The 13,558-nt window shown below is 70.4% G+C and carries 17 protein-coding genes; 12 read left to right on the forward strand and 5 right to left on the reverse strand.

Going from position 1 to position 13,558, the window contains the following annotated elements; translation table 11 throughout:
• Nucleotide 1: 1 nt before the first annotated feature.
• From mdcC to DPV79_RS06125, 8 genes are all read left to right on the forward strand, one after another.
• Nucleotides 2–316 carry a malonate decarboxylase acyl carrier protein gene (gene mdcC / locus DPV79_RS06090; RefSeq protein ID WP_021162697.1) on the forward strand — a complete coding sequence of 105 codons (315 nt, stop codon included), beginning with the start codon at nucleotides 2–4 and terminating at the stop codon, nucleotides 314–316.
• Nucleotides 313–1,248: a biotin-independent malonate decarboxylase subunit beta gene (locus DPV79_RS06095; protein WP_059681973.1), complete on the forward strand. Its 936-nt coding sequence runs from the start codon at nucleotides 313–315 to the stop codon at nucleotides 1,246–1,248. The genes mdcC and DPV79_RS06095 overlap by 4 nt, the downstream gene beginning before the upstream one ends.
• Entirely contained in the window at nucleotides 1,235–1,942 is a 708-nt protein-coding gene (mdcE, locus tag DPV79_RS06100; protein ID WP_048025415.1) for a biotin-independent malonate decarboxylase subunit gamma, read from the forward strand. Before DPV79_RS06095 ends, mdcE begins: the two co-directional genes overlap by 14 nt.
• On the forward strand, nucleotides 1,929–2,597 hold the full coding sequence (gene mdcG / locus DPV79_RS06105; protein WP_059498152.1) for a malonate decarboxylase holo-[acyl-carrier-protein] synthase: 669 nt from the start codon (nucleotides 1,929–1,931) through the stop codon (nucleotides 2,595–2,597). The genes mdcE and mdcG overlap by 14 nt, the downstream gene beginning before the upstream one ends.
• On the forward strand, nucleotides 2,594–3,460 hold the full coding sequence (gene mdcB / locus DPV79_RS06110; RefSeq protein WP_113045008.1) for a triphosphoribosyl-dephospho-CoA synthase MdcB: 867 nt from the start codon (nucleotides 2,594–2,596) through the stop codon (nucleotides 3,458–3,460). Before mdcG ends, mdcB begins: the two co-directional genes overlap by 4 nt.
• Nucleotides 3,457–4,389 carry a malonate decarboxylase subunit epsilon gene (gene mdcH, locus DPV79_RS06115; protein WP_113045009.1) on the forward strand — a complete coding sequence of 311 codons (933 nt, stop codon included), beginning with the start codon at nucleotides 3,457–3,459 and terminating at the stop codon, nucleotides 4,387–4,389. Before mdcB ends, mdcH begins: the two co-directional genes overlap by 4 nt.
• A gap of 105 nt (nucleotides 4,390–4,494) precedes the next feature.
• Nucleotides 4,495–5,016 (forward strand): phospholipase D-like domain-containing protein, encoded by a 522-nt coding sequence (locus tag DPV79_RS06120; RefSeq protein WP_059681979.1) that lies wholly within the window; start codon nucleotides 4,495–4,497, stop codon nucleotides 5,014–5,016.
• 125 nt (nucleotides 5,017–5,141) lie between these two features.
• Entirely contained in the window at nucleotides 5,142–5,786 is a 645-nt protein-coding gene (locus DPV79_RS06125) for a phosphoribosyltransferase (RefSeq protein WP_059681981.1), read from the forward strand.
• A 7-nt stretch (nucleotides 5,787–5,793) separates the two neighbouring features.
• Here DPV79_RS06125 and DPV79_RS06130 read toward each other — a convergent pair whose 3' ends face one another.
• The gene (locus DPV79_RS06130) at nucleotides 5,794–7,011 is read right to left on the reverse strand and encodes a polyhydroxyalkanoate depolymerase (RefSeq protein WP_113045010.1); all 1,218 of its coding nucleotides are present in this window, start codon (nucleotides 7,009–7,011) and stop codon (nucleotides 5,794–5,796) included.
• 171 nt (nucleotides 7,012–7,182) lie between these two features.
• Between DPV79_RS06130 and DPV79_RS06135 the strand changes: the two genes are divergently transcribed.
• Complete coding sequence (locus DPV79_RS06135; protein ID WP_113045011.1) at nucleotides 7,183–7,812, forward strand: glutathione S-transferase family protein; 630 nt, start codon at nucleotides 7,183–7,185, stop codon at nucleotides 7,810–7,812.
• Between the two features lie 173 nt (nucleotides 7,813–7,985).
• Nucleotides 7,986–8,192, forward strand: a complete 207-nt coding sequence (locus DPV79_RS06140; RefSeq protein WP_081064585.1) for a hypothetical protein — start codon at nucleotides 7,986–7,988, stop codon at nucleotides 8,190–8,192.
• Between the two features lie 108 nt (nucleotides 8,193–8,300).
• On the opposite strand, the gene proP is transcribed toward DPV79_RS06140, so the two are convergent.
• The gene (gene proP / locus DPV79_RS06145) at nucleotides 8,301–9,788 is read right to left on the reverse strand and encodes a glycine betaine/L-proline transporter ProP (RefSeq protein ID WP_027787885.1); all 1,488 of its coding nucleotides are present in this window, start codon (nucleotides 9,786–9,788) and stop codon (nucleotides 8,301–8,303) included.
• Nucleotides 9,789–10,328: 540 nt separating this feature from the next.
• Here proP and DPV79_RS06155 point away from each other — a divergent pair.
• Entirely contained in the window at nucleotides 10,329–10,661 is a 333-nt protein-coding gene (locus DPV79_RS06155; RefSeq protein ID WP_060062026.1) for a YnfA family protein, read from the forward strand.
• 27 nt (nucleotides 10,662–10,688) lie between these two features.
• On the opposite strand, the gene dnaQ is transcribed toward DPV79_RS06155, so the two are convergent.
• Genes dnaQ through DPV79_RS06170 form a run of 3 tightly spaced genes read right to left on the reverse strand, consistent with a single transcriptional unit; the run spans nucleotide 10,689 to nucleotide 12,713 of the window.
• A complete protein-coding gene (dnaQ, locus tag DPV79_RS06160) occupies nucleotides 10,689–11,423 on the reverse strand; it encodes a DNA polymerase III subunit epsilon (RefSeq protein ID WP_113045012.1) in 735 nt (244 codons plus the stop codon).
• Nucleotides 11,424–11,460: 37 nt separating this feature from the next.
• Entirely contained in the window at nucleotides 11,461–11,904 is a 444-nt protein-coding gene (gene rnhA, locus DPV79_RS06165; protein ID WP_021163370.1) for a ribonuclease HI, read from the reverse strand.
• Nucleotides 11,901–12,713 carry a class I SAM-dependent methyltransferase gene (locus tag DPV79_RS06170; protein ID WP_027787882.1) on the reverse strand — a complete coding sequence of 271 codons (813 nt, stop codon included), beginning with the start codon at nucleotides 12,711–12,713 and terminating at the stop codon, nucleotides 11,901–11,903. The genes rnhA and DPV79_RS06170 overlap by 4 nt, the downstream gene beginning before the upstream one ends.
• Before the next feature lie 18 nt (nucleotides 12,714–12,731).
• Between DPV79_RS06170 and gloB the strand changes: the two genes are divergently transcribed.
• Entirely contained in the window at nucleotides 12,732–13,538 is an 807-nt protein-coding gene (gloB, locus tag DPV79_RS06175) for a hydroxyacylglutathione hydrolase (RefSeq protein ID WP_027787881.1), read from the forward strand.
• Nucleotides 13,539–13,558 lie beyond the last annotated feature (20 nt).

Raw genomic sequence — 13,558 nt, forward strand, 5'->3', positions numbered from 1 at the left:
CATGGAACAGTTGAACTATCGCTTCACCGCGCGCGAGCGCGCGAAGGGCGAGCTGGCCGCGGCGCTCGTCGGCGTGGTGGCATCCGGCAATCTCGAGGTGCTCGTCGAGCGCGTGCTGCCGGGCAACGAATGCGAGATCGACATCCGCACCGCGGCGGTCGGTTTCGGTGCGGTGTGGCAGGCCGTCGTCACGGATTTCGTCGAGCGGCGCACGCCGGGCGGCCTGAAGCTGTCGATCAACGACGGCGGCGCGCGGCCCGACATGGTGTCGCTGCGGCTCGCGCAGGCCGTGCGCGCGATCGAGGGGGACGCATGATGAACGATGCGATCCACGACACGCCCGCGTTCGTCGCGAATGGGGCGAGCTGGTACGAAGCGTCGGCGCGGCAGCGCGTCGACGGGCTGCTCGACGCGGGCAGCTTCGACGAATTCCTCGGGCCGGCCGAACGCGTGACGAGCCCGCACTTGCCGCTGTTCGACCTGCCGCAGCAGTTCGACGACGGGATGGTGGTCGGCCACGGCCGCCTCGACGGGCAGCCGGTGTTTGTCGCCGCGCAGGAGGGCCGCTTCATGGGCGGGGCGTTCGGCGAAGTGCACGGCGCGAAGCTCACCGGGCTGCTGCGCGCCGCGCGCGAAGTCGGCAAGCCGGTGCTGATCCTGTTCGATACGGGGGGCGTGCGGCTGCAGGAGGCGAACGCGGGCGAACTCGCGATTGCCGAGATCATGCGCGCGCTCGTCGAAGCGCGTGCGGCCGGCGTGCCGGTGATCGGGCTGATCGGCGGGCGCGCGGGCTGCTACGGCGGCGGCGGATTGCTCGCCGCGTGCTGCTCGGCGCTCGCGGTGTCGGAGCAGGGCCGTATCAGCGTGTCGGGCCCCGAGGTGATCGAAACCAATCGCGGCGTCGAGGAGTTCGATTCGAAGGACCGCGCGCTGATCTGGCGCACGATGGGCGGCAAGCACCGGCGGCTGATCGGCGGCGCGGATCGCTACGTGGCCGACACGCCGGACGCATTCCGCGCGGCGGCGCTCGAGCTGATCGGGCGTGCGCCGACATTCGATGCGGCGATGCTGCGTGCCGAGCAGGCGCGTCTCGAGGCGCGTGTCGAACGGTTCGGCGCATGCAACGATGCGCTCGACGTCTGGCGCGCGCTCGGGGCCGACAAGCCGGAAGCGATTCCGGGCATGCCCGACGACACGTTCGCGTCGCTCGCGGATCAATTGCAGGAGAGCACGCATGACGCTCGATGAAGTGCTGAACGCCTTGTTTCCCCAGGGCCATTCGATCGCCCGCACCGGCGGCCTGTTGACGGGGCATGCGGAACTGGCCGGTACGCGCGTCGACGTGATCGGCGTCGCCGACCGCTTGCCGTTCGGCATCGACGAGGCGCTGACGCTCGCGGCCCGCGTGCTCGACACGATCGCGCGCGGCGGCGACACGCCGATCCTCGTGCTCGTCGACAGCGACAGCCAGCGGATGAGCAAGCGCGACGAACTGCTCGGCCTGAACGAGGGGCTGTCGCATCTCGCGAAGTGCCTGATGCACGCGGATCTCGCCGGGCACCGGACGATCGGCGTGCTGTACGGCCACACGGCCGCCGGCGCGTTCATCGCGACCGCGCTCGCGACGCGCACGCTGCTTGCGGTGCCGGGCGCCGAACCGGAAGTGATGGACCTGCCGTCGATGTCGCGCGTGACCAAGCTGCCGATCGACGTGCTGAAGGAGATGGCGCGCTCGACACCGGTGTTCGCGCCGGGGCTCGACAATCTCGTGAAGATGGGCGCCGTCGACGCCGTGCTCGATCCGGCCCGCGCGCTCGACGCGCAGGTCGGCGAATGGCTCGGCAAGCCGGCCGACCGCGTCGACCGGCGCGCTGCGCGCGGCCGGCCGGTGGCTGCCGATGTCGCGCGGCGCGTCGAGGCGCTCGCGCGTGCCGCGCGCTGAGATGCCGCTGCGCCGCCACACGCTCGTCACGTTGACGGCGGCGGGGTGGGGCGCGGCATTCGCGCGCGATCCAGCGCTCGCCGCCGATCCGCTCGTGCAGGCGTGGGCCGCGCGCGGCCGGCCGCTGATCGTGCGCCGCGCGTCGCCCGACGAGGCCGATGCCGGCCGCGTGCCGCTCGGCCTGCCGCTGCCGCCGTCCGCGGGCAAGCGGCGCATCGCGCTGAACGCAGCGGCCGATGCGCTCGCGACGGTCAGCCCGCTGCCCACGTTGTCCGACGTGCTCGCGGCCGCGCCCGACGCATGGCGCGCACCGTTGCGCGAGCTCGATGCGCTCGGCGCGCGGTGCGGCGTGCAGGGTCGCGTGTTCGGCAGCCTCGCATGGCAGGCGCTGACGGGCGAGCCGTACCTGGGCGAGTCGTCCGACCTCGACATCGTGTTCCCGCTACCGGAAGCGGCATCGGTCGCGACGCTGCTCGACGGCCTCGCGGCGATCGACGGGCGCGCGCCCATGCGCATCGACGGCGAACTGCTGCGCAACGACGGCGCGGGCGTCAACTGGCGCGAACTGCACGCGCGGCAGCCTGAAGTCGCGGTCAAGACGGCGATCGCCGTCGAACTGATGCCGGTCGACGCCTTCACCGGGGGTGCGCGATGAGTGCATGGGCCGCCTGCCGCATACCGGCGCCGTCCGAAGCCGAGCGCATCGCCGAACTGGCCGAGCGCAGCCTCGTGCTCGAGATCGAGACCTATCCGAAGCCGGGGCTCGTCAGTCACGTCGACACCGGCAGTCATGCCGACATGGATGCCGCGACGTTCGCACGCAGCGCCGCCGTGCTGCGGCCTTACTTCGCGGAACTGGCCGACGCAGGCGCGCGCGATGCGGACATGGCCGTGCTGCGCAAGATCGGCCTGCGCGCCGAGCACGCGATGCTCGCCGCGACCGGCGGCGTCAACACGCATCGCGGCGCGATCTTCGGGCTCGGGCTGCTGTGTGCGGCGGCGGGCCGGCGTGCGACGCCGGGCGCCGTGCCGGGCGGGACGACGCTCGGCGCGTTCGTCTCCCGCCGCTGGGGCGCCGACATCCTCGGCGGCCCGCGCCTGCCCGACAGCCACGGCGAACGCGCGAGCCGCCGCTACGGCGTCGGCGGCGCGCGCCGCGAGGCGGCCGACGGTTTCACGACCGTCTATGCGGTCGGGCTGCCCGCGCTGCGCCGCGCGCGGCGCGACCTGCCCGGCGACCCGGAAGCGGCGCGCGTCGACGCGTGTTTCGCGCTGATCGCCGCGCTCGACGACACGAACCTGCTGCACCGGGGCGGGCAGGACGGCCTCGAATTCGCGCAAGCAACCGCACGCGCGTTCGTCGCACGCGGCGGCGTGCGGGCGCGCGACTGGCGGCTACGCGCGGCCGCCGCGCATCGAGAGTTCGTCGCGCGCCGGCTGAGCCCGGGCGGCGCGGCCGACCTGCTCGCGATGAGCGTCTTCGTCGATGCGCTCGAAGCCGACGGAGGCGCGCGATGACGCTGGCCATCCTCTGTTCGGGACAGGGTGCGCAGCGCGCCGACATGTTCGACCTGACCGGCACCGCACCGCAGGCCGATGCGCTGTTCGCACACGCCGGCCGGCTGCTCGGCGACGATCCGCGCGCGTGGGTGCGGCAGGCCGGGCCGGACGCGCTGCGTGAAAACCGTGCCGCGCAGATCCTCTGCACGGTCCAGGCGCTCGCGGCTTCCGCGCTGCTCGATGCGGTGTGGCCGCGCCGGCGCTGCGTCGCCGGCTACAGCGTCGGCGAAGTCGCGTCGTGGAGCGTCGCGGGGATGATCGAGCCGGACACCGCGCTCGACCTGGCCGATGCGCGCGCGCGTGCAATGGATGCCGCGAGCGGCGGCGACGAGCGGATGGTGTTCGTGCGCGGCCTGACGCGCGCTCGGCTTGCGCGATTGTGCGACGGCCGCGACGCGGCGATCGCGATCGCGAACCCGGGCGACGCGTTCGTGGTCGCGGGGCGCCAGCCCGATGTCGATGCGGTGGCCGACGACGCGTCGCGCGACGGTGCGCTGCGCGTCGCGCCCGTCTGCGTGCGGATCGCGTCGCACACGCGCCGGCTCGCCGCGGCCGTGCCGGTGTTTCGCGCGTCGCTCGCCGCGGCTCACGTGCGGCGGCCGTTGCCCGGCACGCGGCTCTTTTCGGGTATCGACGGCGCGTCGGTGCTCGACGTCGGCGCGGGACTCGACAAGCTGGCCCGGCAGATCGCGGAGCCGGTCGAGTGGGCGGCCTGCCTTGCCGCGTGCGTGGAGGCCGGTGCGACCGCGTTCCTCGAGCTCGGCCCCGGCCGCGCGCTGGCCGAGATGGCCGGTAGCGCATATCCCGCGCTGCCGGCGCGCAGCCTCGCGGATTTCCGTTCCGTCGACGGCGTCGCGAGCTGGCTCGCGCGTGTCGCGGCGGGCTGATCGACGGCCCGGAAGACCCTCGCCCGAGTCGCCTTTCGCGCTGTGTGTTGCGCCGGCGCAGCAGCCTTGCAGCCGGCGCTTGCCACACGAATTGGCGTCGCTAAAATGGCGCCCGCCATGAGACCAGCCGCCTTCCTTCTCGCCGCGCTCTGCTGCGCGGCGAGCGCCCACGCCAGCCAGATTCCGTCCGACGCCGCATCGGTCGGCACATACTTTTCGTATGACAATGCGGCGGCCGACGCGACCGTCGACCTGATCGAGCAGGCGCAGCGTCGCGTGCTGCTGGCCGGCTATACGCACGTGCCGCCGGCGGTCGCGAGCGCGCTGCGCGCGGCCCGCTCGCGCGGGATCGAGGTGCGTGTCGTGCTCGTGCGTTCGCCGCACGCGGGCCGGTACAGCGGTGCGGGCTATCTGAAATCGTCGGGTATCGACGTGGCGATCGAGTCGCGGCACGGCGATCCCGCGCCGCGCTTCGTGATCGTCGACGACAGCGTCGCGCTGACGACGCTGTCCGAAGGGGCGGCTGCGCATGCGGAAACGGTGAACGTGTTCCAGCGCGCGCCCGAGCTCGCGCAATCCTATGCGCAGTCGTTCTGGCGGCTGTACCGGCAGGCCGGCGGCCTCTGACCCTTTCCTTCGGTGCCCCGCGCGCCGGTGTGACCCTGCTTGCATCGGCGCCGACGATGAACCATGCTCGTTGACAGGCGCCGGCGCGGGTTTCGCGCATCCGGCGCAACGGCAGGGAGCCGAACGTGTTCGAGTGTTTTGCCGATCGCACCGATGCCGGCTGCCAGCTGGCCGACGCGTTGCGCGATTATGCGGGCCGCGGCAATGTCGTCGTGCTCGCCTTGCCGCGCGGCGGCGTGCCCGTCGCTTATCCGGTCGCCTGCGCGCTGCACGCGCCGCTCGACGTGCTGGTCGTACGCAAGCTCGGCGTGCCGTCCGATCCCGAGCTCGCGATGGGCGCGATCGCGACGGGCGGCGCGATTCATCTGCAGCGTTCGGTGCTCCGCTCGATGAGTGTGTCCGACGCGCAGCTCGCCGATGTGATCGCGCGCGAGACGGTCGAGCTGCATCGCCGCGAGGCGCTGTATCGCGGTGCCGCGCCGCCGCTGCCGGTCGAGGGACGCATTGCGATCGTCGTCGACGACGGTGTCGCGACCGGCGCGTCGATGCGCGTCGCGCTGCAGACGTTGCGCGAGCGTCACCCGGCGCGCATCGTCGCGGCTGCGCCGGTCGCGCCGGCGGGCGCGCGGCACGCGTTCGACGATCTGGCCGATGCGTTCGTCACGGTGTGGCAGCCGCTGCCGTTCTTCGGGATCAGCCAGTTCTACGCGCGCTTCGAGCAGACCAGCGATGACGAGGTACGCGCGTTGCTCGACGCGGCCCGGCCCTGACGCGGCATCAGGTGCGCCTGATGCGGCGCGGGCGGGGGCGGCGGGTTTCGGCCCGCGCGAGCAGGCGCTGCAGCATCGGATGGACCTCCCCGCGCCAGCGCACCCCGGTAAACAGCCCGTAGTGATCGCAGTCGCCGATGTCGACGCGGTAGCGCTCGTCGTCGGCGAGGCCGCTGCACATGTCGAGCGCCGCATGCGTCTGGCCGGCGCCCGTGACCGCGTCGCATGCGCCTTCGACGGTCAGCAGTGCGACGCCGCGCAGCGCGGCCGGCTCGACGCGCTGCCCACCCACGTCCCAGGTACCGACCGCGAGGCTCATGCGCTGGAACACGATGTCGATCGTGTCGAGGAAATACTCGGCCGGCATGTCGAGCAGCGCCGTGTATTCGAGCAGCGCACGCCGTGCGCCGGCGAGCCCGGTCATGTCGAAGCGCGACGCGGCCAGCGCGTACGCTTCGATCAGCGACAGGAAGCGCTGCGGGTACACGAGCGCGATCTCGCCCTGCTGCAGATAGGTGGGAAACACGTGGCGGCCATGCCCCGCGAAACCCGGCGGCACGATGTCGATCAGGTGGCGGCGGCACCAGCCCAGCGAATGGGCCGCGGCGGCGGTGCCGAGCGCACTCGGATTCCGGCGCGCGTCGAGCGGGCCGCCGATCAGCGTGACGCTCGCGGGCGGCGCGAGACCGCGAGCGGCGCGCAGCGCGAGCGCGCCGAGCACCGGCACGGTTGCCTGGCACACGGCGACGACATGCAGCGGCCGGTCGTCGTGCGCGAGCCCGTCGACGAAGCCGTCGAGCGTCGCGACATATTCGTCGAGCCCGAAGCTGCCCGCCGCGAGCGGCACGTCGCGCGCATTGCGCCAGTCGGTCACGCAGACGTCGCCGTCCGCGAGCAGCGTCTCGACGGTTTCCCGCATCATCACGGCCGCATGCCCGGCGAGCGGCGCACACAGCAGTACCGTGCGCCGCGCATCGACGCGCGTGAAGCGCCGCAGGTCGCAGAACGGCGTGCGCGCGACGATGCGCTCGCCGACGGCCGGCCACCCGATGTCGAAGTGCGGGGGCTCGCCCGGCGGCCCGAGCAGCGGCTCGAACAGGTCGTCGTAGCACGACGATGCGGCGTGCGGCAGCGTGGCCGCGGGCCACGCGTCGAACGCATGCCGCGTCGCCGCGCGCCAGGCGCGCATCCATTCCCGCTGCTGCTCGACGAGGGCGTACCACATGGCGAACCTTGGGGCCGAAGGGGCGTGAACTTGCATTATGGTCACTGTGGCCGGACAACGTGAGCCCCGCGTGCGGCCGGCTGATGTGCATCAAGCGCACGGGCGCGCTAGGCGAAGCCCTGCGGCGCTGCTACAGTCGTCGATCCCATTCCCTCAAGCGGAGCGTTTGCGATGAAGCTGATCGGCATGCTGGATTCCCCGTTCGTGCGCCGTGTCGCCATTTCGGCGAAGCTGCTCGACCTCCCGTTCGAACACGAGTCGATCTCGGTGTTCCGTCATGTCGAGCAGTTCAGGGCGATCAATCCGGTCGTCAAGGCACCGACGCTCGTGACCGACGATGGTGCGACGCTGATGGATTCGTCGCTGATCGTCGATTATCTCGACCATCGGGTCGCGCCCGCGCAGCGGCTGCTGCCCGAGGATGCCGCCGCGCGCCTGAACACGCTCGTGCCGGTCGGTTTTGCGCTGGCGGCCGCCGAGAAGAGCGTGCAGGTCGTCTACGAGCAGGCGCTGCGTCCGGCCGACAAGCAGCACGCGCCGTGGCTCGAGCGCGTGTTGAGCCAGATCGAGGGCGCATACGGTGCACTGGAGCCGCTCGTCGCCGCGGCGAACGGCTGGTTCGGCGGCGCGCGCCTGCTGCAGTCCGACGTGACGGTGGCGGTCGCGTGGCGATTCACGCAGTTCATGGCGGCCGACTACCCGGTGCTCGCGCGGATCGATCCGGCCCGTTATCCGGCGCTCGCCGCGCATTCCGCGCGGGCGGAAGCGCTGCCGGCCTTCGTCGAAACGCCGCTCGCGTAGGCCCGCCGGCGGGCCATCCGGCTGCGGCGGGCCGCTGCCGGCTGCCCGCCGGGACTTGCCAGGCAAGCGTCGGCCGATTGTTCTCCGCGGCTGACAAGTGACTTCGCATTCGTGCGGTTTATCCGGCGGGCGCCGATCCCTAGAATCCACTCCATCGAATGACGCCTTGCCTGATGGAGCTGATGATGCGAACCCTGATCGAATCGAGCCTGTACCACCCGTCCGTCGTGTTGCCGCTTGCCGCGCTGACGCAGTTGATGGTCGAGCGCGATTTCAATCTCGGTCAGGTCGGGCTGATCGTCGCGACGCGCGGTGCACAGGCGGCCGTGTCGCGATCGCGCGCACTGCTGTTCTGCCGCCACTGCGAAGCGCACGCATGAACGCGTACGCGGCGAGGGGATGAAAAAAAGCCCGGCCGGCGCAAGCCGGTCGGGCGGATCGGATTCGATCGGGCCCCGGCTTCGGCCGGGGTTTTTCATGGGCGGCGCTCAGGCGCGTGCGGTCGACACGGCAGGGTACATGCCCGAATCGTCGTCCTCGCGCATCTGGCGCACGAGCTGGTGCGCTTCGCGGCGCGTCGCGACGGCCGGCGGCGAGCCCTTGAGCGGCTGGCGTGCGGTTTCGGCGAGCGCGACGACCGATACGATGCCGATCACGGCGGCGCCCATCATGTAGTACGCGGGCATCATCAGGTTGTGCGTGACGTCGACGAGCCACGCGGTGACCAGCGGCGTCGTGCCGCCGAACAGCGACACCGACACGTTGAAGCCGATTGCGAGCGCGCCGTAGCGGATCTCGGTCGGGAACAGGGCCGGCAGCGCCGACGGCATCACGCCGGTAAAGCACGACAGCAGCACGCCGAGGATCAGCAGGCCGCCGAACACCGATGCCGTGGTGCCGGCATGGATCAGCATCATCGACGGAATCGACAGCGCGAGCAGGCCGACGCAGCCGGCGAGCATCACGGGCTTGCGGCCGATCCGGTCCGACAGGCGGCCGGCGGCGAGCGTCAGCGGCATCATCAGCACCATCACGATCAGCACGAGCACGAGGCTGTGCGATTCGTCGAAATGCAGCGTCGACGACATGAAGCTCGGCAGGTACGACAGCACCATGTAGTCGGTCACGTTGAAGATCAGCACGAGGCCGACGCACAGCAGCAGTGCACGCCAGTTGCGCATCAGCGTTTCGCGGAAGCGCGCCTTCGGCACGGCCTTGTCCTGCGCTTCGCGTTCCTCGGCCTGGCGCTTGAACGCCGGCGTTTCCTCGAGCTTCATCCGGATGTACAGGCCGATCAGGCCGAGCGGGCCGGCGATCAGGAACGGCACACGCCAGCCCCACGACAGCAGCGCCTCCTGCGACAGCGACGCGGTGAGCAGCGCGACGACACCGGCACCCATCACATAGCCGATCAGCGTGCCGAATTCGAGGAAGCTGCCCATGAAGCCGCGGCGCTTGTCGGTCGAGAACTCGGCGATGAAGGTGGCCGCGCCGCCGTATTCGCCGCCGGTCGAGAAACCCTGCACGAGGCGGGCGACGAGCAGCAGCACGGGGGCCATGATGCCGATCGACGCGTAGCTGGGAATGAGGCCGATCGCGAAGGTGCCGACGGCCATCATGATCATCGTGGCGGCGAGCACGCGCTGGCGGCCGATGCGGTCGCCGAGCGGGCCGAACACCATGCCGCCGAGCGGGCGCACGAGGAAGGCGGCCGCGAACGTGCCGAAGGTGGCGAGCAGCTGCGCGGACGGGCTGCTGGACGGGAAGAACACCTTGCCGAGCGTGACGGCGATGTAGCTGTAGACGCCGAAGTCGAACCATTCCATCGCATTGCCGATGGCCATCGCGCTGACGGCGCGCTTGAGCAGGCTCTGGTCGACGACGGTGATGTCGTCCGCGACGAGCGGGGCTTCGCCGGACGACGAAGCGGAGGAAGAAGCAGCGGTCGGGCTGACGTGTGTTGCGGTCAAGGTCATGCACTCCTTTGACTGCGCCGGAACGGGCGGGCCGTCCGACACGGTTTGCCGGCGAGCGCGGTGTCGTGTGCGGCGCGTCGGGGCAGGCCATTAAGCACTTACTGCACAAGCGGCGGTAAAGGGCCGTAAGGGGCTGCTTCGACGCGGGCCCGATGGGCCGTCGCGACAGTGCGCTCATGAAGAATGGGCCGCGTGATGCAAGCGGCAGATGCCGGTGCGGACGATGTCCGGCGTTCCGGCAAGCGCCCCGGAGGGGCAACGAAACGAGAAAAGCGGGCCTGTCGGGCGGGCTTTCCTGTGGGTGCAATTTCGGTCGAAGGGCTGGCCCGCAACGCGCGGACGGACTTCTCTCGAAATCGAATAGACAGAGATTGAATGTTGAAACAGGCGACATGATAGCACGATGACGGATGATCGTGCAAATTGCCGGGAAACGCCCGTCTGGCGGGGCGTTCGGCGGGGGCGGCTCGGGTATGATCGGCGGCGCGCGGCGGGGCCGTGCCGCCTCGCGGTGACGGGGGCGAATTCACGAGGAACCGGATGACCGAACTGATGAGGATCGCGGCGCTGTTCGCCGCCACCGCGCTGGCCGAAATCGTCGGCTGTTACCTGCCGTGGCTCGTGCTGAAGGAGGGGCGGCCGGTGTGGCTGCTGCTGCCGGCCGCGCTGTCGCTCGCGTTGTTCGCGTGGCTGCTGACGCTGCACCCGAGTGCGGCGGGGCGCACCTATGCGGCGTACGGCGGCGTGTACATCGCGGTGGCGCTGGCCTGGCTGCGGGTGGTCGACGGCGTCGCGCTGACCCGCTGGGACGTGGCCGGCGCGGCGCTTGCGCTCGGCGGAATGGCGGTCATCGCGCTGCAGCCGCGCGCGTGAGCGTGGCCGCGGCGCGTGCCGCGTGTTTCAGGCCGTTTCGGCGGCGCCCGCGTCGGCGGACTGGCGCCATACGCAGGTGCCCTTGATCGACTTGTCGAGCTCGTCGAGCTGCGCCTGGTGCGCGGCGAGCTCGTCGTCGCTCGCGGCCACCACGGCCAGGTCGAGCGCGGCGAGCGACACGCGCTGGCCGTTTGCCGTGCCGCCGTCGGCACCCGCGTCGTCGAGCATGTCGATCACGAGGCTGTCCTGGCCGCGCGTCATCGCGAGATAGACCTCGGCGAGCAGTTCCGAGTCGAGCAGTGCGCCGTGCAGCGTACGGTGCGCGTTGCTGATGCCGAAGCGGTCGCACAGCGCGTCGAGCGAGTTGCGCTTGCCGGGGAACATCTGCTTGGCCTGCACGAGCGTGTCGATCACGCCGCCGCAATGTTCGGTGAACGGCGGCAGGCCGAGCCGCGCGAATTCCGCGTCGAGAAAGCCAAGGTCGAACGGCGCATTGTGGATGATCAGCTCGGCGTCCTTCACGAAGTCGCGGATCTGGTCGGCGACTTCCGCGAATTTCGGCTTGTCGCTGAGGAATTCGGTCGTGAGGCCGTGCACCGCCAGCGCGCCCGGATCGCTGTCGCGCTCGGGGTTCACGTAGAAGTGCAGGTTGTTGCCGGTGAGCCGCCGGTTCAGCAGCTCGACGCAGCCGATTTCGATGAGGCGGTCGCCCGTGCGGGCGTTCAGGCCGGTGGTTTCGGTATCGAGAATGATCTGGCGCATGTCGGGGAAAACGTAGGAAACAGGGGGCGGCCCGCGTTCAGGCCGTGAGCGATTCGACGCCGCGATTCGCGAGCGCATCCGCGCGCTCGTTTTCGGGATGGCCCGCGTGGCCCTTGACCCAGCGCCACTCGACCTCGTGCTGCGCGACGAGCGCGTCGAGCCGCTTCCACAGGTCGGCGTTCTTCACGGGCGTCTTCGCCGCGGTGACCCAGCCTTTCTTCTTCCAGCCGTGGATCCACTCGCTGATGCCTTTCTGCACGTATTGCGAATCGGTGTGCACGATCACCTGGCACGGCCGCTTCAGCGCTTCGAGCGCGGCGATCACGCCCATCAGCTCCATGCGGTTGTTGGTCGTGTTCGGTTCGCCGCCGAACAGCTCCTTTTCCTTGTCGCCGTAGCGCATCAATGCGCCCCAGCCGCCGGGGCCGGGGTTGCCCTTGCAGGCGCCGTCGGTATAGATGTCGATCGTATCGATTGTCATGAATGTTCTTGATGGGTGGTCGGGGAGGCCGCCGGCGTCAGGCCCGGTGCGAGCACGGGTTTCTTCATCCGGATCTGGCCGACGAGGCGCATGCCGCGCACGCGCTTGACGGCCGTCACCATGTAGACGGCGCCGAAGATCGGCCACCAGCGGTCGCCGGCGGCTTCCATGAAGCCGTAGCGGGCCAGCCACTTGTCGGTGACGAGCGGCGGCCGGTAGCAGCCGAAGCGGCCGCGTTCGAGGTCGAAGCCTAGCAGCTTGATCCAGTCCTTGAGCCGGATGAACGCGATCTGGTCGCGCGTGGCCGGCACGAACGGACGGTTCGCCATGCGCCCGAACGATTGCCGCATCCCCCACAGGCTGAGCGAATTGAAGCCGGTGATCACGAGCTGGCCTTCCGGCATCAGCACGCGCTCGGCCTCGCGCAGCAGGCGGTGCGGATCGGACGTGAATTCGAGCGTGTGCGGCATCACGATCAGGTCGACGCTCTGCGACTCGAACGGCAGGTCGAGCAGGTCGCACCAGGTCGTGCTGCGATCGGCGGGCGCATGCTCGGGCGAATGGGCTTCGCGGGCCCAAGGATACTGATAGGGCGCGCTCGCGCCGCTCGCCGGGTCGAGCACGAGGCCGCGATACGGCATGCGGTTTTCGCGCAGCGCGTCGAGTTGCGGCAGGCCGAGCTGCAGCGCGTGGAACCCGAAGACGTCGGACACGATCCGGTCGAGCTGCGCCTGCTCCCAGCCCAGCACGTAGCGGCCGGGAGGCGAGTCGGTCCAGGCGGGCCAGTCTATAATTTGACGGTCAGACATAACGATGATTGCGCGCCCATGAACGAGCTGGAATACGTGCCGGTTCCGGCATTCGATGACAACTATATCTGGCTCGTCTCGGACGGCCGCGATGCGATCGCCGTCGATCCGGGTGAAGCCGCGCCGGTGCGCCGGGTTCTTGCCGAACGAGGCTGGCGGTTGACCGCTATTTTACTCACGCACCATCATGCCGACCACGTCGGCGGTGTCGCGGCACTGCGCGATAGCCAACCGGACGATGCTCCGCTCGCGGTTTACGGCCCCGCGGCCGAGGCGATCGGCGTGGTCACGCGGCCGCTGGCGGGCGGCGATCGCGTGACGCTCGACGCACCGTCCGTCGCCTTCGACGTACTCGACGTGCCCGGTCACACGCGCGGCCACATCGCCTATTTCCAGGCGGCCGGGCCGCGCAACGCGGCACCGCACGTGTTCTGCGGCGACACGCTGTTCTCGTGCGGCTGCGGCCGCCTGTTCGAGGGCACGCCCGCGCAGATGCTCGCGTCGCTCGACGCGCTCGCCGCGTTGCCGGGCGACACGCGCGTGCATTGTGCCCACGAATACACGCTGTCCAATATTCGCTTCGCGCTCGCATGCGAGCCCGGCAATGCGGCGCTCGCTGCGTGGCGCGACGAAGCGCAGGCGCTGCGCGCGCGCGGCGTGCCGACGTTGCCCACTACGATTGCCCACGAGCGTGCCGTTAACCCGTTCATGCGGGCGGACAGCGCGGCGATTCATGCCACGCTCGAGGCCGAGTTGCATGAAACGGTGCCGGATCGTCTGACGGCATTCACGCTGATGCGCGAGTGGAAAAACCGGTTCCGATGACGATTTCCGGAGGACTCCAA

Source organism: Burkholderia reimsis, from assembly GCF_003294055.1.
Taxonomy (GTDB): domain Bacteria; phylum Pseudomonadota; class Gammaproteobacteria; order Burkholderiales; family Burkholderiaceae; genus Burkholderia; species Burkholderia cepacia.